The sequence below is a fragment of the Pseudomonas sp. NFACC32-1 genome, assembly GCF_900101215.1.
GTDB lineage: Bacteria > Pseudomonadota > Gammaproteobacteria > Pseudomonadales > Pseudomonadaceae > Aquipseudomonas.
In genome coordinates this window covers 634,655-655,667 of sequence record NZ_FMUL01000001.1, presented here as the reverse complement: position 1 = coordinate 655,667, position 21,013 = coordinate 634,655, and the positions used below count along the sequence as shown (strand labels likewise).

Sequence of the window (21,013 nt, the reverse complement as noted above, 5' to 3'; positions counted from 1 at the left end):
GTTTGTCCCTCTGTGTAATAAGGTTTAGACGACTCAGTGACAGTTGTTAGTTGTTTTGATGACTGCCAGTTTGCGCGCAGGCTTTCTTTCTGCTCATCTTTTCCGGGTAATGAGTTCACTCATGTACTGATTCAAGTCACGCAGATCGTTGATGCTCCAGGCGTGCGGAGCAATTTTCACGTTATTTTCTCGCAAGGTTTTTGGAATCAGGCTTCCACTCGGGCGAAGAATGACCGATGAAACAATCACACCGGGATAATCATTGAGCCGCTTCTTGAAGGCGGAAGTGGTCAGGTCAGGCGTCGGCGGATTGCTTTTTTTCGCCAACGGTCCTGTTCCTTTGATATCGGCGCCATGGCACACGGCGCATCGCTGTGTATAAAGATTCTTTCCATTGGCATTATCCGCATAGGATAACGACGACTGAAAAACAGATAAAAAACCAAGCAGAACAACAGGTAATATCTTCATTTGCATTTATTTTATTCAGACGAACAAACCTATCCGCTCTTTTCGAAAGTCATGAGCGACGCACAGTTGCTCACGACAAAGACATGCCGTGGACAATTAATCAGTTCAGTTTGTTATCAGTTGGAAACGCGCAGGTCCACACTCGGAATGTGATTGCACCCGGACAGAGCAGAAATTGAAAGTGCGCGAGATTGCCCTGTAAAAAAGACGCACGCAGGAGAGGATGAATGAAAGGCCGTGATATGAAACATGTCATTCCCTTGAATTGGTTTACTTATTCCGATGAGTACTATCCTTAGTCACGGATGCTAATTTCCCATTTGTTACAAGACATGTCAAGATTCAAAAACCACAATTTCATGTTGGTACGCCCTTTTTCTCGCAACCTTATGCAACGACAAGGTTAGTCATTGAACCAGGCGAAAGCCTGGACGATACGTCGAAGTACAGCGGTTGGAAAGCTCGCCGCTAGTGAATGTACCTCTCCAGACCAACCCACTGCCTCATAACCCCCATCGCCACACAGGCTCGCTTAAATGCTCGGCAAAAAAGTCCGACAGCGCCTTGATTTTTACCGGCCGGGTGCGGGCCGAGGGGGTGACGAAATACAGGCCGCCACGCGCCATGCTCCATTCCGGCAGCACCACGACCAAGCGTCCATCGGCCAGGTATTCGCTGGCTATGAATTCCGGCAGTTCGGCAATGGCCAATCCTTCAAGCAACACTGGCAATAACGCATCGGAGTTGGTCACTCTTAACGGGCCGCTGGGCACCAAGTCTTCTTCGGTGCCGTCTTTATGGGTGAACCGCCACACTTGGCTGCGGGCTCGATAGGCATAACTCAGGCATGTACGGGTCGCCAGTTCACGGGGGTGGCTGGGGTGGCCGTGGGCAGCTAGATACGCCGGTGAGGCAACCAGGTATTGGGTGACCGCGCACAGATGCCGCGCAACCAGGGACGAGTCCGGCATTACGGCAATCCGTAGTGCCGCATCGAAGCCCTCGGCGATCAGGTCTACCGAAGCGTCTGAAAGGTGTAGGTCAATCGACAGCTCGGGATTCAGAGTGTTCTCACTGATGCGCTTGCTCATGTCGCTTCGATGCGCAAATAAGTAGCGTTGCGCTGGGACAACCTGGTCGAGTAAGTGACGCACTATTTCCAGGGCCTGAACCGACAGCGGGACAATGTAAGGCGGTACATTTTGGTTCTGCTTACCTGGCTTTCGCATCGCTAACTGAAGTTGCTTTACGACCTCCGCTGGTATGACCCATAGCTACCTAGAGACATGCGCTTCTGCACGCCCACCCAGTAGTATCTGAAACGCCAGATTTTCCCGCCGCGGGCGGTCACGTTGAGCGCAAGCCCATCCGTGTCGCCTATTGTGTAGTCATTGCCAGTGATTCGGGTTTGCCGAACGCTCGTATCCGAGAGTGCCATAGCGAGCTCCTGAACAGAGTCAGGTCCGGATGCTCGTCTCGCTATCCAAGCTGCTCCAGCAAAAAACCGATTCAGTGCCCATCCAAATCCAAGATCCTCATTCGGGACTTAAATCGGGACTTAAAAGCACTGGATGGAGCTGGATTTCAGTGGTTTCCGCCAGAACGAAAAAAGGGCCTTTCGGCCCTTATTTCAATCACTTACAGAATTCAATGGAACTCTGTAGCGCTATATCTGGAGCGGGAAACGAGACTCGAACTCGCGACCCCGACCTTGGCAAGGTCGTGCTCTACCAACTGAGCTATTCCCGCGTCTTGGTGTGGCGCATTCTATAGATTCAGATTACGCCGTCAACCCTTTGATTCAAAAAAGTTTTATTTCGAGTCCACGTCGGTCCGCAGATGCGGCCAGGCGGCGCGCAGGTACTGGACCATCGACCACAGGGTCAAGCCCGCGGAAATCAGCAGCAGTGCATAGCCCAGCAACACCCAGAAACTGAAATCGGACGGGTTCGCCAGCAGGATCACCAGGGCCAGCATCTGGGCGGCGGTTTTCCATTTTCCGAGGTTCGATACCGCCACCTGGGCGCGGGCGCCCAGTTCGGCCATCCACTCCCGAAGTGCCGAAACGACGATCTCACGACCGATGATCACCGCCGCCGGCAAGGTCAGCCAGAGGTTGCCGTGTTCCTGCACCAGCAGCACCAGGGCCACCGCCACCATCAGCTTGTCGGCCACCGGGTCGAGGAAAGCACCGAACGGCGTGCTCTGCTGAAGCCGGCGTGCCAGGTAGCCATCCAGCCAGTCGGTGGCGGCGGCGATGGCGAATACCGAGGCGGACGCCACATAACTCCAGTGGTACGGCAAGTAGAACAGCAATATGAAGATCGGAATGAGCAGGACGCGTAGAACGGTAAGCAGGTTTGGGATATTCATCGGCACAACTGGCTGCGAGGTTGACGGGCATTCTACTCGCTATGCAGGTTTGCATAAATCGACTCAGCGAGCTTTTTACTGATACCGGGTGCTTTGGCTATCTCTTCGATGCTGGCACGAGACAGCTCCTGCAATCCACCGAAATGTTTCAACAGGTCGCGCCGCCGTGTCGGACCCACCCCTGCCACCCCCTCCAGGGTCGAGGTACGACGGGTCTTGCCACGCCGGGCACGATGACCGGTGATGGCGAAACGGTGGGCCTCGTCGCGAATCTGCTGGATCAGGTGCAGCGCCGGGGAATCCCCTTTCAGGGTGAACTCGTGGGCCGCATCGTTCAGGTACAGGGTCTCGAAACCGGCCTTGCGCGTAGCGCCCTTGGCCACGCCCAGCAGGATCAGGTCGGGCACCATGAGTTCATTGAGCACATCGCGGGCCATGGACAGCTGGCCCTTGCCACCATCCACCAGCAGGATGTCCGGAAGCTTGCCCTCCCCGTCCTTGAGCTTGCCGAAGCGGCGCATCAGCGCCTGGTGCATTGCCGCGTAGTCGTCGCCCGGTGTGACGCCCTCGATGTTGTAGCGCCGGTAATCGGACTTGATCGGGCCTTCCGGACCGAACACCACGCAAGACGCCACGGTGGCCTCGCCACTGGAATGGCTGATGTCATAGCACTCCAGCCGTTGCGGCGGCTCGTCCAGGTTGAGCACCTCGGCCAGGGCATCGAACCGCGCCGCAACGTGCTGGCGGTTGGCCAGGCGCGCCCCCAGGGCCTGCTCGGCGTTGGTCACGGCCAGTTGCTGCCAGCGCGCGCGAGTACCGCGCACGCGATGACTGATGGTCAGTTCGCGACCGCGCAGCGTATGGATGGCCTCGACCAGGGCCGGGAAATCCTCATGGACCACGTTGACGATCAATTCGCTGGGCAGGTCGCGTTCCGGACTGCTGACGTAATACTGACCAAGAAAGGCCGACATGACCTCGGCCACGTCTTCCTCGATACCTACCTGGGGGAAGAAGTTCTTGCTGCCCAGTACCCGGCCGCCCCGCACGCTGATCAGATGGACGCACGCGCCGCCCGGGTTGATGAACGCAGCGATCACATCGACGTCGCCGCTGCCGCCCTCCATGCTCTGCTGGTCCTGTACACGGCGCAGCAGGCCGATCTGGTCCCGCAGTTCGGCGGCCTTTTCGAATTCCAGGTTGATCGCCGCCTCTTCCATCGCCGCCGACAACTCATCGGTCAGCGCATTGCTGCGCCCCTCCAGGAACATCACCGAGTGGCGCACGTCCTCGGCATAGACCTGGGGCTCCACGAGCCCGACACACGGTGCCTTGCAGCGCTTGATCTGGTATTGCAGGCAAGGCCGGGTACGGTTCTTGTAATAGCTGTCTTCACACTGGCGGACGAAAAACGTCTTCTGCAACAGGCTCAGGCTTTCACGGATCGCCCCGGCGCTGGGGTAAGGACCGAAATACCGGCCTTTGGCTTTCTTTGCGCCACGGTGAATGCTCAGCCGCGGAAACGCCCCATCGGACAGAAACACGTAGGGATAGGATTTATCGTCCCGCAGCAGAATATTGTAGGGCGGCCGCCATTCCTTGATCAGCGTCTGCTCGAGCAGCAACGCTTCGGTTTCGTTGGCAGTGATGGTGGTTTCGATTTGCGCGATGCGCCCCACCAGCGCGGAGGTCTTGGGGGCCAGGCCGGTCTTGCGGAAATAGCTGGCCAGGCGCTTCTTGAGATTCTTGGCCTTGCCGACATAAAGCAGGCGCGCATCGCTGTCGAACATGCGGTACACGCCTGGGCGGCCACTGCAGGTAGACAGGAAAGCGCTTGGATCAAACAGGTCGGTCATTATCAGGCGCTGGCATCGACCATGCCGTGGCGCACCGCCAGCAGCGTCAGCTCGACGTCGCTGCTGATCGAAAGCTTCTCGAAGATGCGGTAACGGTAAGTGTTGACGGTTTTAGGCGACAGACACAGTTTATCGGAGATGATCTGCACTTTCTGGCAGCCGACAATCATCAGGGCGATCTGGATCTCCCGCTCCGACAGTGCATCGAAGGGCGACTCATTCGTCGGTTGGAAAGACTTGATGGCCAATTGCTGAGCAATCTGCGGGCTGATGTAACGCTGACCGGCGAAGACCAGGCGGATGGCCTGGACCATCTCGTTCAGGCCGGCGCCCTTGGTGAGATAACCGGCCGCCCCTGCCTGCAGCAGGCGGGTCGGAAACGGATCCTCCTCGCACACGGTCACCGCGACGACCTTGATGTCCGGGTGGCTGCGCAGCAGTTTACGCGTGGCTTCGAGACCGCCGATGCCTGGCATCTTCACGTCCATCAGTACCACATCGGGCTTCAATTCACGTGCCTTGATCAGGGACTCTTCCCCGGATTCGGCCTGGCCGACCACCTGCAGACCGTCGATGTCAGCCAGCATTCGTGTAATGCCCGTACGAACGAGATCATGGTCATCGACCACTAACACCCTAATCAAGCAGACACCTCACGATTTGGTCTTATATGGGTTGCTTCACACCTTAGCAAAAAGCTTTCGGCAGACCTAGCGCAAATGGGGCATTTAAAAGTTACAACAGATCTTCAGGGACCCGGCGGCCGAAGCGTCAAGCATCGGCGTCTCGCTGCATCCTCAGGAAACATTCGTCTTCGCCCACGACGCTCAGACCCAGGCGCTCATAAAGCCGGCGGGCTGGATTGTCCTTGAAAACCGTCAGGCGCAACGCCGGCCGACGCTCCACCCCCACCATGTCCCAAACCTGTCCGATCGCCCAGGTACCGGCGCCCTGTCCCCGAAATGCCTTGTCTATCTGCAACTCCCGGATATACAGCGCCCGGGCGTCGCGGCTCAGGCTGACAAAACCCAGCGCCTGCTCATCGCGACAGATGATCCAGTTCTGGCGAATGATCCAGGCCAGGTCGAACGCCTCATCCTGCCAAAGGAGGTCATGGCGCAGATAGTAAGGCAGCATGTTCACGCAGGTCAGCTGCCGGGCGAAGCCGATATCCCCGGCGCTAGCCGCACGCCACTGGAAACTCATGGGCACCTCATTCACAAAACCCTATTCAAGCACATCGACAGTAACGTGGAGCGGGTTAAAAAAGCTGTCTGACTCTACCCAACCCGAGCGATTCCATGCACCCGATAGAATTATCTTATTGAACGTGCGCACCACCCTCTAGTAAGCTCGGGACCATTCATCGGAGACAGACCATGCGCAACGCCCTCGTACCGCTTCAAACCGCCAGCGCCCCGCGCTCGGTTGCGGCTGCCCGGGTAGATGGCAGCCCTGCTCCGGTCAACTTCTATTTTGGGTATTGGTTTAGCCACTGGCGCGCCTGATACCCCTCCGGCGCCCACTTCAAACGGGTCGCCTTCCAGAGTTCATGAACCCCCGGTCGGCCTCCCGACCGGGGGTTTTGTTTTTCTGGGCCGAACATTTTTGCAACACCGACAACTTGAGGATTCAGCCATGAACTACGCCACTTATTACCGTTACGACACGTTTGCCGCCTGGCGATTTACCAGCCACCGCTCGGGACAGCCTGCCGCCTCCGATCGGTCACCTATCGGTGGCATGCCTGCATTGCCGGCCAATACGGCCAATTGTCGAACACCTCAATAGGACCGACGCGCGGGAACACGCCCGCTGCTGGTCCAGGAAGCCTTATCATGAATTCGTCCGTCTCCGCTCTGCCGCTGTCCACGCTCACCCCCGCCAACGAAGCCCTGACCCTGCGGTTGCCAAGCTCGTTGCAGCTCAAGCACCAACTGCCCCTCAGCCACGCGTTGAGCCAACAGGTCAACGACCACCGCCAGGCCATCCGCGCGATCCTGAACGGTGAGGATGCCCGGCTGCTGGTCATTGTCGGCCCATGCTCCATCCACGATCCGAAATCCGCCCTCGAATACGCCGCGAACCTGGCCCACCTCGCCCAGGAGGTACGCGACAGCATGCTGCTGGTAATGCGCGCCTACGTGGAAAAGCCCCGCACGACGGTGGGATGGAAAGGCCTGGCGTACGACCCGCATCTGGACGGCAGCGATGACATGGCGGCGGGCCTGACCCTGTCCCGCCAATTGATGCGCGAAGTGCTGCGACTCGGCCTGCCCGTCGCCACGGAACTGTTGCAACCCATGGCCGCCAGCTACTTCGACGACTTGCTCAGCTGGGTCGCCATCGGCGCTCGCACCACCGAATCCCAGATCCATCGGGAAATGGCCAGCGGCCTCGGCATGCCAGTAGGCTTCAAGAACGGTACGGACGGCGGGGTTGGCATCGCCTGCGACGCCATGCGCTCCGCCGCCCATCCTCATCGGCACTTCGGCGTCGACAGCCAGGGGCACCCGGCGATCATCCAGACCCAGGGCAACCCCGACACCCACCTGGTGCTGCGCGGCGGCCACCGTGGCCCCAACTTCGATCGCCAGAGCGTCGCGCAGATCCACAATGACCTGGACCGCCTCCGGATACCGGCCCGGATCATGGTGGACTGCAGTCATGCCAACAGCGGCAAGGATCCGTTGCGCCAGCCACAGGTGTTCAACGATGTGCTGGAGCAGAGGCTGCAAGGCAACCGTGCCCTGATGGGCATGATGCTGGAGAGCCATTTGTTCGAAGGCTGCCAACCCATCGGCCCGTCGATGCGCTACGGCGTATCGGTGACCGACGGCTGCCTGGGCTGGGACGCTACCGAGCGACTGCTGCGCGAAGCCCATCGCCAGTTGATTTCAGCCCGCTGAATGCTCGAGGGCGCCCTCCTCCTGGAGGGCGCCGCTGGAACGGACATCCACCAGTACCCCGGGAAAATGTTGGCTCACGTCATCCAGCCGCTCGACCTGATAACGAATGCGCACGGACCGGCCGAGCTGGCCCTGCCAATAGGCGGCGGGTACGTGGAAGGCAACCGGTTGACCAACCATCGCCGCGACCACTTCGCGCTCCTCCACATGGCTGTAGTTCCCATCGCATTGCAGCCAGATCCATTCGCCCACCTCGAAGTCGACCGCCTCGATGACTACGGTGACCCCATCGTCCAATGTATCGACGTCCACATCACCCTCCTTCAAGCCCAGGATCCGCGGCGCCCTCAACGGTTGGCGAACCAGGGCGCCGATATACAATGACAGGACCTCGGCGCGGCGCACCGAATGCCCACGCCTGACGACATAGGCCAGGTCCAGGTGATGCCCGGCATGGGGCGCGAACTGCGAGGCATCCAGCCAGAACGACACCTCTCGACCAACGGCATGGGCCTCGATATCCAGCACATCGCGCCAGAGTGCCGTGCCTCCCCGACGCCCCATCAGGATCAACCGGTCCCCGACCGCCATTCGCGGATAAGGCCGGATGACCACGCACGTACCCTCGGGCACACGGCCGGGGTCGAGACTGCCGCCCACCGCATCCACGGCGATGGGCGGCAAAAGCTGCAGGGGAGCGTCCCCGATCATCAGCTGCAAGGGTTCGGAATCCATGGGCGCGGGCAATCTCCTGCCGATGACCCGATAGGAAATCTCCAGGGAGCCGCTGTCCAGTTCAGCGATATGAGGGGCACGCACGACAAACGTGATGTCCCGATCGACCTGTCGCTCGGTGACGCAGCGGCGGACTTCGTGGCGATACGGCTCGCCATCGCAATCGAGACCGTGCCAGAGCAGCAGCACCTCGTCGCCGCACGTCATCATCGGATAGGGCTTGATGGTCACGACGGCCCTGCGCCAGGCAGGGTCGATCACCCCCGCCCTTGCAGCCGCCAGAATGGGGGCCCGCAATGTCCTGCGGGCACTGGGCCGGATTCGCCGGCCAGATAGATCAGTGGTCATGTGCAACTTCCAGTCCGTGGATAAAGGCGCTGCTCCTGCAATGCGCCCGATGGGACCATTAAAGCGCGACCGCCCACGACGCACAGTCAGACGAGACGACAGGGAAAGTGGTCCCTTTGCACCCAAGACTGTAGCTGCTCGCGACCTAGCCTATCGGACGCATCCCGATACCAAACAGCCCGGCTCAACACGCTTCTGATCTTTCCCGCTTTATCTATTCCGTTTTCGACGGGCGATAACGGTTTCTTCCTACACCTCAGCGCAAGGGGCTGCATTAGAGTGGCGTCGTCAATTCAACATGAACCTCTTCGAAAAAGGTACGAACATGCAACGGAATGCAACCACACAATTTCCCATCCTGTTGGTCCATGGTTTGTTCGGGTTTGACAGGGTCGCAGGTGTTGAACTTTTCCATGGAGTCAAACAGACACTGCGCGCCGCCGGCGCACGGGTGTTCATTCCCTATCTATCGGCCACCCACGCCAACGAGGCACGCGGAGAAGAGCTGCTGGCCCAGATCGACCGCGTCCTGGCTGGCACCGGTGCCACCAGGGTCAACCTGATCGGCCACGGCCAGGGTGCGCTGGCGGCCCGTTACGCCGCGGCTGTGGCCCCTGACAGGGTCGCCTCGGTGACATCGGTCAGCGGCCCCAATCATGGCTCCGAACTGGCCGATTTCCTGCGCAAGGCACTCACCCCTGGACGCTTGCCGGAACATGTGGCGAGCCGGGTCGCGACCCTGTTCGCCGATTTCATTTCGTTGCTCAGCGGCCAGGCGCAGCTTCCCCACGCCGCCATCGCGGCACTGGCGGCGCTCACCACCGAAGGCGTGGGCGCTTTCAACGACAAGTATCCCCAAGGTTTGCCAAAGAACTGGGGCAGCAAGGGACCGGACCTGGTCAATGGTGTGCGTTACTACTCCTGGAGCGGTACGTTGCAGGAGATTCCCAGCGACGGACACGACGCGACGGCCCCGCTCCAGGCGTTCTGCCGGGCCTTCTCCGAATACTTCATCACCGAAGCCGGGCAGAACGACGGCCTGGTCGGGCGTTTCAGCTCGCACCTGGGCAAGGTCATTCGCTCCGACTACCCCATGGACCACATGGAAGCCGTCCACCCGGGATCCGGGCGCGCGCGCAAGGGCGCGGACCCGACAGCTCTGTATGTGCAACATGCCGAACGCCTGCGCAAAGCCGGCCTTTGATCGTCAGGCCCAAGGTTTTGACGCAATTTTGACAACAACCCGCGAGTGAATCCGGTAGGCTCAACACCTTTGAAGACACCTGAAGGAATTTTCCAATGGCCAAAGCCACTGCCCGCCACATCCTGGTTTCCACCGAAGACAAGTGCAACGAACTGAAGGCCCAGATCGAAGCCGGCGCCGATTTCGCCGAAGTCGCCAAGGCCAACTCCTCCTGCCCTTCCAGCCGCCAGGGCGGCGACCTGGGTTCGTTCGGCCCGGGCCAGATGGTCAAGGAATTCGACACCGTGGTATTCAGTGCGCCGATCAACGTGGTGCAGGGTCCGGTCAAGACCCAGTTCGGCTACCACCTGCTGGAAGTCACCAGCCGCCAGGACTGATCCCGGTCCTTCGACGCAACGGCCCGCCCTACGTGGCAACGCCGCTCACTTGAAGAAGTGAGGTGAGCCCTGTGGCGAGGGAGCATGCTCCCGCGCCACAGGACTGGCGATCAGTGCGCCGCTCGCGTACAAATCGTGCTCATCGATCACCCGGCTTTAAGGCTGACAATGCGACTGGCGTTCCCCTCACTGCTGTTGACTGCCGTATTCCTGCTCACAGGCGCCACCGGCGTGGATGCCGCACCGCAACATGCCCTGACCGTCTATGGCGAGCCAGCCAGGTACCCCGAAGGCTTCAGTCACTTCGCCTACGTCAATCCCCAGGCTCCCAAGGGCGGTACCCTGCGCCGCTCGGCCATCGAGATCGGTCATTTCGATCACGTACTGCCGTATATCGACAAAGGCATCGGCGTCAGCCAGATTGACGGGATGCTGTATTCGCCGCTGGCCCAACGTTCGCTGGACGAGCCTTACACCGTCTATGGCCTGGTGGCGGAAAAAATGGACCGCTCCGACGATGGGCTGTCACTGCGTTTCTATCTGAACCCCAAGGCCCGCTTCGCAGACGGCAAGCCCATCACCGCCCAGGACGTACGCTACAGCTTCGAACTGCTGACGACCCAGGGCAGCCTGCGCTACCGCACCCAGTTCGCGGCGGTCAAAGGCGTTGAGGTGGAAGCCGAACGTACCATTCGCTTCGACTTCAAGAACAACGAAAGCCGTACCCTGTCCCTGGACATCGCGACTCTGCCAGTCTTCCCGGAACATTGGTGGAAAACCCGCGATTTCGCGGGCGGTGGCGGCTACGAGGCACCGCTGGGCAGCGGCCCGTACCGGGTCGGCAAGATCGACTCGGGACGCAGCATCACCTTCGAGCGCAACGCCGACTGGTGGGGCAAGGACCTCCCGGTCAGCCGAGGCCTCTACAACTTCGATCATTTCAGCATCGAATATTTCGGCGACACCGATGTGGCCCGCCAGGTACTGCGCGGCGGCGCCTACGATTACAACCGGGAATTCTCTGCCACCGGTTTTTCCATCGGCTACGACAGCCCGGCGCTGCACGACGGACGCCTGCAGAAAGCCCATCTGGCCACCGAGGCTCCGCAGACTGCCCAGGGCTTCGTGTTCAACCTGCAAAAGCCGCAGTTCCAGGACCGCCGCGTGCGCCAGGCGCTGGCCATGCTCTGGGATTTCGAATGGAGCAACCGGCAGATGATGCGCAACCTGTACGTGCGCCAGCAGAGCTTCTTTTCCAATACCGATCTGGCCGCCCGGGAACTGCCCGACGCCGGCGAACGGGCGATCCTCGAGCCGTTGCGCGACAAAGTCCCCGACGAAGTCTTCACCCAGGTATTCCAGGCACCCAGGACCGATGGCAGCGGCATCATCCGGGACAAGCAATTGCAAGCCCTGGCACTCCTGGAACAGGCCGGCTGGAAACCCGACGGCGACCGCCTGGTGAACGCCGAGGGCGAACCGCTGAGCTTCACCTTCCTGATCAGCCAGAACGGTATCGACCGCCTCCTGCTGCCCTATAAAAGAACCCTGGCGCAGATCGGCATCGACATGAACATCCGGCGCATCGACCCTTCCCAATACATCAATCGCCTGATGAGCCGCGACTACGACATGATCGTCACCGGCTATCCCGTCAGTGCCTCACCAGGCATGGAGCTCTACAACTATTTCGGCTCGGTGTCGGCCAACGACCCGGGCGCCAACAATTACATGGCCCTGCAGAATCCCGCTGTCGACAGGCTGATCGACGGCCTGGTCAAGGCCACCACCAAGGATGACATGCTCCGTCATGCCCACGCCCTGGACCGGGTGCTGCAATGGAATTACTACTGGATCCCCAACTACTACCCGCCGGGCAGTTCCACCGTGTGGTGGAATCGCTTCGGCATTCCGAAAGTCCAGGCCAGCAACGATGAAGCCATCGAAAGCTGGTGGGAAATCAGTACCACGCCGCTGACCAACGAACAGATGACCGCCGAACGCATCAAGCGCGGCTCCCCCGGAGGACGGCACTGATGTGGGCCTATGTCGCGCGGCGCCTGCTGCTGATCATTCCAACCCTGGTGATCATCCTGCTGGTGAATTTCGTCATCGTGCAGGCCGCACCGGGCGGGCCGGTGGAACAGGCCATCGCCCAGCTGCAAGGCATTGGCGGCAGCGGTGTCGGCAGCTCGGGCAACGCCATGACCGGCAGCTCCCGGGCCAGTCGCGGGCTCGATCCGCAATTGATCAAGGACATCGAGAAACAGTACGGTTTCGACAAACCGGCCCACGAGCGCCTGTGGCTGATGCTCGGCAGCTATGCCCGGCTGGACTTCGGCAAGAGTTTTTTCCGCGGTGCCACGGTCACCGACCTGATCCTGGAAAAGATGCCGGTGACCATTTCCCTCGGGCTCTGGGCCACGCTGATCACTTACCTGGTGTCGATTCCCCTGGGGATCCGCAAAGCCGTTCACCACGGGTCCGCGTTCGATGTGTGGAGCAGCACGGCGATCATCATCGGCTACGCCATGCCGGCCTTCCTGTTCGCCATGTTCCTGATCGTGGTGTTCGCCGGCGGCACGTCGCTGAACTGGTTTCCGGTGCGCGGACTGGTGTCGGACAACTTCGATTCGCTGTCGACCCTGGGCAAGATCGCCGATTACTTCTGGCACCTGGTGCTGCCGGTCACGTCCCTGGTGATCGGCGGCTTCGCCACCCTGACGATCCTGACCAAGAATTCGTTCCTCAATGAGATCACCCGTCAATACGTGGTCACTGCAAGGGCCAAGGGCATGAGCGAGCGCCGGGTGTTGTATGGCCATGTCTTTCGCAATGCGATGCTGCTGGTGGTGTCGGGGATCCCCCAGGCATTCATCAGCGTGTTCTTTGCCGGCTCGCTGTTGATCGAGGTGATCTTTTCCCTCGATGGCCTGGGACGCATGAGTTATGAGGCCGCCGTGTCCCGGGATTACCCGGTGGTGTTCGGCTCGCTGTTCATCTTCACGCTGTTCGGCCTGCTCATCAAACTCATCGGCGACCTGTGCTACACCCTGGTGGACCCCCGTATCGATTTCGCCGCGAGGAACGCCTGATGTTCAAGCTTTCCCCGTTGGGTCGTCGACGTTTCGAGCGCTTCAAGAAAAACCGACGCGGCTGGTGGTCGCTGTGGCTGTTCATCGGTCTGTTCATCCTGACCCTGGGCGGCGAACTCATCGCCAATGACAAGCCCCTGGTGGTGGGCTACCAGAACTCCCTGTATTTCCCGGTATTCAAGCGCTACACCGAGCGGGAATTCGGCGGGCAGCTGCCGTTCCAGGCCGATTATCGCAGCGGCTACGTGCAGGACCTGATCCGCAAGGACGGCGGCTGGCTGCTGTTCCCACCGATTCCGTTCAGCGACGACACGCCCAACTACGAACTCAACCAACCGTCTCCGAGCCCACCCTCCTTCGTCAACTGGCTGGGTACCGACGACCAGGCCCGGGACGTACTGGCCCGGGTAATCTTCGGCGCGCGGGTGTCGATCCTCTTCGCCCTGGCCCTGACGGCCATCAGCGCGCTGATCGGCATCACCGCCGGTGCGCTGCAGGGTTACTACGGCGGCTGGGTGGACCTGCTGGGCCAACGCCTGCTGGAAGTCTGGTCCGGGCTGCCGGTGCTCTACCTGCTGATCATCCTGTCCGGCTTCGTGGAACCCAATTTCTGGTGGCTGCTGGGGATCATGGCGCTGTTTTCCTGGCTGGCCCTGGTGGACGTGGTCCGCGCCGAATTCCTGCGCGGGCGCAACCTCGAATACGTGAAAGCCGCCAGGGCCCTGGGCCTGACCGACCGCAAGGTGATCGTGCGGCACATCCTGCCCAACGCGATGAACGCCACCCTGAGCTACCTGCCCTTTATCCTGACCGGGGCGATTTCCACCCTCACGGCCCTGGACTTCCTCGGTTTCGGAATGCCGGCCGGCAGTGCGTCCCTGGGGGAACTGATTGCCCAGGGCAAGCAGAACCTGCAGGCACCGTGGCTGGGGCTGACGGCCTTCTTCACCCTGGCGCTGATTCTTTCCCTGTTGGTATTCATCGGCGAGGCGTTGCGCGATGCATTCGATCCTCGATCCTGATCCGCGGTCATGAAGCGAAATTCCGAAATGAGCGACAACCTGATCGAAATCCGCGACCTGAGCGTGGCCTTCAATGACAACACCGTGGTGCGCAACCTGTGCCTGGATATCCGCCCGGGCGAGTGCCTGGCCCTGGTGGGCGAGTCAGGCTCCGGCAAATCGGTGACCGCTCATTCGATCCTGCAATTGCTGCCCCAGACCGGCACCCGCACCACCGGCAGCATCCGCTATCGCGGCCAGGAACTGGTGGGCGCAGAGGCCAGCACCCTGCGTGAGCTGCGCGGCAATCGGATCGCAATGATCTTCCAGGAACCGATGACCTCGTTGAACCCGTTGCACAGTGTCGAAAAGCAGATTGGCGAAACCCTGATGCTGCACAAGGGCCTGGGCGGCAAGGCGGCGCGACAGCGCATCCTTGAACTGCTGGCACTGGTGGGTATCCAGAACCCGCTCGAACGGCTCAAGGCCTACCCCCATCAACTGTCCGGCGGCCAGCGACAGCGGGTAATGATCGCCATGGCCCTGGCCTGCGAACCGGAGCTGTTGATCGCCGACGAACCGACCACCGCCCTGGACGTGACCGTACAGCGCAAGATCCTGCTGCTGCTCAAGTCCTTGCAGCAAAGGCTCGGCATGTCACTGCTGCTGATCAGCCACGACCTGAACCTGGTACGCAGCATTGCGCAACGTGTGTGTGTGATGAAGGCCGGGGAAATCGTCGAGCAGGCGCCCTGCGAAATCCTCTTTGACGCCCCGAAACATCCCTACAGTTGCGAGCTATTGCACGCCGAACCCGAAGGCGAGGCCCTGCCCCGGGACGAACGGGAAGATGTCTTGCAGGTCCGGGACCTGCGGGTGAGTTTCGCCCTGGGCGGTGGATTGTTCCGCCGCAGGGAATACTTGCGGGCCGTCGACGGCATCAGCCTGAATATCCAGCGGGGCAAGACCCTGGGCATCGTCGGGGAGTCCGGTTCCGGCAAGTCGACCCTCGGCCAGGCGATCCTGCGGCTGATCGAATCCAACGGCAGCATCCGCTTCCAGGGCCAGGCCCTCGACCAGCTGTCGCAGAAGGACCTGCGGCCATGGCGCAAACAGATGCAGGTGGTGTTCCAGGATCCGTTCGGCAGCCTCAGTCCGAGGATGTCGGTGCAACAGATCATCAGCGAAGGCCTGGAGGTCCACTGCCCCTCCAGTGCCCAGGAATGCGAAGCCCGGGTGATCCAGGCTCTTCAGGAAGTCGGCCTCGATCCCCAGAGCCGTCATCGTTACCCTCACGAGTTCTCCGGCGGCCAGCGCCAGCGTATCGCTATTGCCCGGGCATTGGTGCTCAAGCCCGCCTTGATCCTGCTGGACGAGCCCACCTCGGCCCTGGACCGCACGGTGCAGAAGCAGGTGGTCGCCCTGCTCCGTCAGCTCCAGGAACGGCACGGCTTGACCTACCTGTTCATCAGCCATGACCTGGCGGTGGTGCGGGCCCTGGCCCACGACATGATCGTGATCAAGGACGGAAAAGTGGTCGAGTGCGGCGCCAGCCATGAAGTGTTCGAGTCACCGCGCCACCCCTACACCCAGGAACTGCTGGCGGCCGCTCTTCCCAGGTAAGGGCGATGCGGCCGTAACACTCAGCTATCGCGGCGCTGATCCAGTGCCTGGGCAAATTCGCCAATCGCCTCCACCACCTGCTGCGCCCCTTGGTGGATGTCGAGAATGACGGTGCCTGCCTGGTTCGCCAGCTTCACGCCCTGCTCGGCCTTGAGGGTGCTGGACTGCATGCTGGTCACCGCTTGCCTGGCCAGATCGCGGTTCTTGCCGACGACCTCGGTGATGGCGACGGTGGCCTGGCTCGTGCGCCGTGCAAGGTTGCGCACCTCATCGGCAACCACCGCGAAGCCACGTCCCTGCTCCCCGGCGCGCGCGGCTTCGATGGCCGCGTTGAGCGCCAGCAGGTTGGTCTGCTCGGCAATGCCCCGGATGGCATCGACGATGTTGCCGATCTCCTCGGACTGAGCGCTCAATGCGCTGATGCCCGTGGCCACCCGCTGGAGTTCATCGGCGATGCTTTGCACCACGGTCACCGTCTCTTGTACGACCGCCGTGCCACGCTGGGTGTGCTCATCGGTCTGCCGGGACGTCTCGAAGGCCAGTCGCGCCGCGTTCGATTCGGTCTGGCGCTGCTCCACTTCACGGGTGTGATCGGTGGCGAACTTGACTACCCCATACAATCTTCCCTGGGCATCGTAGAGTGGGTTGTAGGTCGCCTGCAGCCAGACCGTGTCGCCTCGCTTGTCGATGCGCTGGAACAGGCCTGTCACGTATTCGCCGCGATTCAAACCCGCCCAGAACCCACGATACGCGTCACTCTGGACTTCGCCGGGCTGGCAGAACAGACGATGGTGCTGGCCGAGGACCTCTTCCAGTCGATAGCCCATCACCTTCAGGAAATTCCCATTGGCATTCACCACGTGGCCACCGAGGTCGAATTCGATAACCGCCATGGAACGGTCCATCGCCTGCCTGAAGCTGGACTCGGTCTGGCTTCGAAGGACACGCTCGTTGACGTCGCGCGTCACGCCAATGATGCGCTCCAGCGCGCCTTGCTGATCCAGCACCGGAATATAAGTGCCTTCCACCCACAGCCAATGCCCATCTCGGGCCAGATGCAAGGTTTGCACATCGACACGCTGGCCCTGCCCCAGTTGCCGCCACACGGCGGCGTATTCCTGGCTGCGCGCATAAGCGGGCTCGCAGAACATCCGGTGATGGCGGCCCTGGATATCCTCCAGGGCATAGCCCAGCATGCTCAGGAACAACGGATTGGCGCCGAGCACCTGTCCCGCCGGGTCGAACTCGATGATCGCCATGGCCTGGTGGAAAGCGGCCCGTTCGGCCTCGAGAGTGGCCTGCCTGGCCTGGATCGGACGCAAGGTTTCCTGATGCTTGCGAGTGCGAATGAACATGGCGGTACCACTCCGGAAACGTAAGTGCCTGGCCGTAGCCAATTGAGGCGCGATGCCTTCTTGCTGGGAGGCACTATTAAGCCACTATTTTCCGAAAACTTGTACAAGTTTATTTTCATGTACAAGATTTTATGAAGCAGGAAAGCTTACTCCCGATTTTCAATGCCAGCCGATCCGCCAGCGTTGCTCGTCGCGCAGTTCTATCCAGTCAAATACCTCGACGCGCCCACTGTGAACCGCCTGGATCTCGACCTGGAGGGGTACCCCCGCTTCATCGACGATCAGTTGGGTCACCAGAAAATGCTTCTCTCGATTGACGGGCTTGCAGGCCGTCCATTTGGAAAGCTTCAGCTTACGGGGATTGAATGTGTTCACGGACGCTCCAGAAAAATCAGGAAACCAGCACAAAAGCATGTACACAAATTTATATATGTACAAGTTATCCAAGAAAACACCGACGCAGCTTCGATCCTGGAATTTCCCCCGGCATAATGCGGCTCATGACGCCACCTCCGTGGACGCCACCACCCATGCCTTCCCTCTGGAAATGCCCGATGAACCCCACCGAAAGCCTCAAGGATTACAAGCGCGTACGCACGCTGGCGATTCGTTCGCTATTCGAGATCATCGAGCAATCCAGCGAAGGCACGGTCATCGTCGACCGCGATGCGAACATCGTCTGGATGAACGAACGCTATGCCCGGCGCTTCGGCCTGAACTCGGCGCAGGAGGCCATCGGTCGGGCATGCGAGAGCGTGATCCCCGGCAGTCTGTTGCGGGAGGTGGTGCGTACCGGGCGGCCGATCCTGCTGGACATGCAGGACACCCCCAAGGAACCCCTGGTGGTGATGCGCCTGCCAATCCACGACAGCGCGGGCGCGGTGATCGGGGCCATCGGCTTTGCCTTGTTCGACGAGCTGCGCAGCCTGTCGCCCATGCTCAAGCGCTACCTGAGCATGCAGCAAGAGCTGGCGTCCACCCGCTCACTCTTGCGGGCACGGCAGACCAAATACAACTTCGCCCATTTCATCGGCACCAGCAGCGCTGGCCTGGAGGTCAAGCGCCGCGCCCGACGCAGCGCCAGCACCGAATCGCCAGTGCTGTTGCTGGGTGAAACCGGCACCGGCAAGGAATTGTTGGCCCAGGCCATCCACAGCGCCTCGCCGCGGGCGCACAAGGCCTTCGTCAGCATCAACAGCGCAGCGATTCCCGAAGCGCTGCTGGAAGCGGAGTTCTTCGGCACCGCTCCTGGCGCTTTCACTGGCGCCGACCGCAAGGGTCGGGCCGGTAAACTGCAGATCGCCCAGGGCGGTACGTTGTTTCTGGATGAAATCGGCGACATGCCGTTGCCGCTGCAAAGCAAACTGCTGCGAGTGCTCCAGGAAAAGGAGTACGAGCCGGTGGGTTCCAACGAAGTACTGCAAAGCGATGTGCGGGTGATCGCCGCCACGTCCATGGACCTGGAAGCCGCCATCAAGCGCGGCGAATTCCGCGCCGACCTGTATTACCGTCTCAACGTGCTGCCGATCCAGGTCCCGCCACTGCGTGAACGCCTGGACGACCTGCCGGCCCTGAGCGAAGCGATCCTCGAAGAACTGCGCAGCCAGCACGAACTGGCCCCCGCCGCACTCGACCTGCTGGGGCAGCACGCCTGGCCGGGCAACATCCGGGAACTGCGTAACGTGCTGGAGCGGGCGGCGCTGCTCAGCGACAACCTGCTGCTCAGTGCCAGCGACATCCGCGCAGCCATCGGGACCTTCATCCCGGTAACGCGCCCAGCGGATATGGGCTTCGAACCCCAGCCCCAGGAAACCTTCAGCCAGGCCCGGGCACGCTTCGACCGGCATTTGATCGAAACCACCCTGGCGCAGTGCGGCGGCAAGGTGGTGGAAGCGGCCGAGCGGTTGGGCCTGGGGAGGTCGACGCTGTACAAGAAGATGGTGGCGTTGGGAATTGCAGAGTCTCAATAAAGAGACTCATATCTCTATAAATAGACAGCTCCTTGAGAAGCGCTTCGCGCGCATCGCGGGCAGGCTCGCCCCCACAGTGGACCGCACTTTTTCGACGAACACGGTCAACCTGTGGGAGCGAGCCTGCTCGCGATGAGGCCAACCCGGTTCACAAAAATCTCAAAAAAGAGACAGAATTTGAAATCCGCTCAGCGCAATCTCATAATTTCCTTATATTTCAGTCAGTTACGCACCTGGCACAAAACTCGCTAAAGCCTCTCCCACAGTTTCATCACAACAATAACAATCCAGGAGACACACCATGAGTGTGATCATTGCCTTGGCAGCCCTCGCGCTGCTGATGGTTGCCGCCTACCGTGGCTACAGCGTTATCCTCTTTGCTCCCATCGCCGCCCTCGGTGCCGTCCTGCTCACCGATCCATCCGCCGTCGCCCCTGCGTTCACCGGGGTGTTCATGGAGAAAATGGTCGGCTTCATCAAACTGTATTTCCCCGTGTTCCTGCTCGGCGCCGTTTTCGGCAAGCTCATCGAGCTGTCGGGTTTCTCCCGTTCCATCGTGGCGGCGGCGATTCGATTGCTGGGCACGCGACAGGCAATGCTGGTGATTGTGCTGGTCTGCGCGCTGCTGACCTACGGTGGCGTGTCGCTGTTCGTGGTGGTTTTCGCGGTGTACCCGTTCGCCGCCGAGATGTTCCGCCAGAGCAATATTCCCAAGCGGCTGATCCCGGCCACCATCGCCTTGGGCGCGTTCTCCTTCACCATGGACGCACTGCCCGGCACGCCGCAGATCCAGAACATCATCCCCAGCACCTTCTTCAACACCACCGCCTGGGCCGCGCCATGGCTGGGGGTGATCGGTACGATCTTCGTGTTCAGCCTCGGCATGCTGTTCCTGCAGCGCCAGCGCAACAAGGCCCAGCGTGTGGGCGAAGGCTACGGGACCGAGCTGCGCAACGAGCCGGAAACCGCCGAGGACATCAAGCTGCCCAACCCGTGGATCGCCGTCTCGCCATTGCTGATGGTGGGCATCATGAACCTGCTGTTCACCCAGTGGATTCCCCAGTGGTACGGCAAGACCCACAGCCTGGCGCTGCCGGGCATGGCGGCACCGGTGACCAGCGACATCGCCAAGGTCACCGCGATCTGGGCGGTGCAGGCCGCGTTGCTGGTGGGCATCATCATGGTCTTGCTGTTCGGCTTCCACGCCATTCGCAGCAAACTGGCCGAAGGCAGCAAGAGTGCCGTTGGCGGCGCATTGCTCGCGGCCATGAACACCGCCTCGGAATACGGTTTCGGCGCCGTCATCGCCTCGCTGCCCGGCTTCCTGGTGCTGGCCGACTGGCTCAAGAACATCCCCAACCCGCTGGTCAACGAAGCCGTGACCGTGACGCTGCTGGCGGGTATCACCGGTTCCGCGTCGGGTGGCATGAGCATCGCCCTGGCGGCCATGTCCGAGACCTTCATCAGCGCCGCCAATGCCGCCAACATTCCCCTGGAAGTGCTGCACCGGGTGGCATCCATGGCCAGCGGCGGCATGGACACCCTGCCCCACAATGGCGCGGTGATCACCCTGCTGGCGGTGACCGGCCTGACGCACCGTGAGGCCTACAAGGATATTTTCTGCATTACGCTGATCAAGACCCTCGCGGTGTTCTTCGTGATCGGCGTGTTCTACGCCACTGGTATTGTGTGAGGT

Annotated in this window: 16 protein-coding genes, 1 tRNA gene and 3 pseudogenes; 9 read left to right on the top strand and 11 right to left on the bottom strand. The window is 60.9% G+C overall.

Annotated elements, in window-relative coordinates; all coding sequences use genetic code 11:
* Positions 1-93: 93 nt before the first annotated feature.
* The 7 genes and pseudogenes from BLP99_RS02890 to BLP99_RS02855 all read right to left on the bottom strand — a co-directional run bounded on the left by BLP99_RS02890 (position 94) and on the right by BLP99_RS02855 (position 5,906).
* Positions 94-471 carry a c-type cytochrome gene (locus BLP99_RS02890; RefSeq protein ID WP_072394801.1) on the bottom strand — a complete coding sequence of 126 codons (378 nt, stop codon included), beginning with the start codon at positions 469-471 and terminating at the stop codon, positions 94-96.
* 503 nt (positions 472-974) lie between these two features.
* Positions 975-1,909 (bottom strand): annotated as a pseudogene (locus tag BLP99_RS26730) (LysR substrate-binding domain-containing protein).
* Between the two features lie 235 nt (positions 1,910-2,144).
* Positions 2,145-2,220 (bottom strand) — tRNA-Gly (locus BLP99_RS02875).
* A 63-nt stretch (positions 2,221-2,283) separates the two neighbouring features.
* Positions 2,284-2,844, bottom strand: a complete 561-nt coding sequence (gene pgsA, locus BLP99_RS02870) for a CDP-diacylglycerol--glycerol-3-phosphate 3-phosphatidyltransferase (protein WP_072394481.1) — start codon at positions 2,842-2,844, stop codon at positions 2,284-2,286.
* Positions 2,845-2,876: 32 nt separating this feature from the next.
* Complete coding sequence (gene uvrC, locus BLP99_RS02865; RefSeq protein WP_072394477.1) at positions 2,877-4,700, bottom strand: excinuclease ABC subunit UvrC; 1,824 nt, start codon at positions 4,698-4,700, stop codon at positions 2,877-2,879.
* A gap of 2 nt (positions 4,701-4,702) precedes the next feature.
* Positions 4,703-5,344, bottom strand: coding sequence for a response regulator transcription factor GacA (gacA, locus tag BLP99_RS02860; RefSeq protein WP_024781217.1), 642 nt, complete (start codon positions 5,342-5,344; stop codon positions 4,703-4,705).
* A gap of 127 nt (positions 5,345-5,471) precedes the next feature.
* The gene (locus tag BLP99_RS02855) at positions 5,472-5,906 is read right to left on the bottom strand and encodes a GNAT family N-acetyltransferase (protein ID WP_072394474.1); all 435 of its coding nucleotides are present in this window, start codon (positions 5,904-5,906) and stop codon (positions 5,472-5,474) included.
* A gap of 632 nt (positions 5,907-6,538) precedes the next feature.
* Between BLP99_RS02855 and BLP99_RS02850 the strand changes: the two genes are divergently transcribed.
* The gene (locus tag BLP99_RS02850) at positions 6,539-7,609 is read left to right on the top strand and encodes a 3-deoxy-7-phosphoheptulonate synthase (protein WP_072458475.1); all 1,071 of its coding nucleotides are present in this window, start codon (positions 6,539-6,541) and stop codon (positions 7,607-7,609) included.
* Here BLP99_RS02850 and BLP99_RS02845 read toward each other — a convergent pair.
* A complete protein-coding gene (locus BLP99_RS02845; protein WP_256327595.1) occupies positions 7,598-8,692 on the bottom strand; it encodes a hypothetical protein in 1,095 nt (364 codons plus the stop codon). The two genes, BLP99_RS02850 and BLP99_RS02845, sit on opposite strands and share 12 nt — an antisense overlap.
* Positions 8,693-9,017: 325 nt before the next feature.
* On the opposite strand from BLP99_RS02845, the gene BLP99_RS02840 reads away from it, so the two are divergent.
* From BLP99_RS02840 to BLP99_RS02815, 6 genes are all read left to right on the top strand, one after another.
* Entirely contained in the window at positions 9,018-9,896 is an 879-nt protein-coding gene (locus tag BLP99_RS02840) for an esterase/lipase family protein (RefSeq protein ID WP_092179784.1), read from the top strand.
* Between the two features lie 95 nt (positions 9,897-9,991).
* A complete protein-coding gene (locus BLP99_RS02835; protein WP_003200262.1) occupies positions 9,992-10,273 on the top strand; it encodes a peptidylprolyl isomerase in 282 nt (93 codons plus the stop codon).
* A gap of 168 nt (positions 10,274-10,441) precedes the next feature.
* On the top strand, positions 10,442-12,310 hold the full coding sequence (locus BLP99_RS02830; protein ID WP_092179647.1) for an extracellular solute-binding protein: 1,869 nt from the start codon (positions 10,442-10,444) through the stop codon (positions 12,308-12,310).
* Positions 12,310-13,368: a microcin C ABC transporter permease YejB gene (locus BLP99_RS02825; RefSeq protein ID WP_072394460.1), complete on the top strand. Its 1,059-nt coding sequence runs from the start codon at positions 12,310-12,312 to the stop codon at positions 13,366-13,368. Before BLP99_RS02830 ends, BLP99_RS02825 begins: the two co-directional genes overlap by 1 nt.
* A complete protein-coding gene (locus tag BLP99_RS02820; RefSeq protein ID WP_092179645.1) occupies positions 13,368-14,390 on the top strand; it encodes an ABC transporter permease in 1,023 nt (340 codons plus the stop codon). Before BLP99_RS02825 ends, BLP99_RS02820 begins: the two co-directional genes overlap by 1 nt.
* Positions 14,391-14,417: 27 nt before the next feature.
* Positions 14,418-15,992, top strand: a complete 1,575-nt coding sequence (locus BLP99_RS02815) for an ABC transporter ATP-binding protein (RefSeq protein ID WP_092179643.1) — start codon at positions 14,418-14,420, stop codon at positions 15,990-15,992.
* Positions 15,993-16,012: 20 nt separating this feature from the next.
* On the opposite strand, the pseudogene BLP99_RS26555 reads toward BLP99_RS02815, so the two are convergent.
* The 3 genes and pseudogenes from BLP99_RS26555 to BLP99_RS02805 all read right to left on the bottom strand — a co-directional run.
* Positions 16,013-16,462, bottom strand: a pseudogene (locus tag BLP99_RS26555) (methyl-accepting chemotaxis protein); the annotation flags it as partial.
* A 105-nt stretch (positions 16,463-16,567) separates the two neighbouring features.
* Positions 16,568-17,347, bottom strand: a pseudogene (locus tag BLP99_RS26550) (PAS domain-containing protein); the annotation flags it as partial.
* Between the two features lie 159 nt (positions 17,348-17,506).
* Complete coding sequence (locus BLP99_RS02805; RefSeq protein WP_072394449.1) at positions 17,507-17,722, bottom strand: TIGR02450 family Trp-rich protein; 216 nt, start codon at positions 17,720-17,722, stop codon at positions 17,507-17,509.
* 179 nt (positions 17,723-17,901) lie between these two features.
* Here BLP99_RS02805 and BLP99_RS02800 point away from each other — a divergent pair, with 179 nt between their 5' ends.
* Positions 17,902-19,317 (top strand): sigma-54 interaction domain-containing protein, encoded by a 1,416-nt coding sequence (locus BLP99_RS02800; protein WP_072394446.1) that lies wholly within the window; start codon positions 17,902-17,904, stop codon positions 19,315-19,317.
* Positions 19,318-19,618: 301 nt separating this feature from the next.
* Positions 19,619-21,010: a GntP family permease gene (locus tag BLP99_RS02795; RefSeq protein ID WP_072394443.1), complete on the top strand. Its 1,392-nt coding sequence runs from the start codon at positions 19,619-19,621 to the stop codon at positions 21,008-21,010.
* The last annotated feature ends 3 nt before the right edge of the window (positions 21,011-21,013 follow it).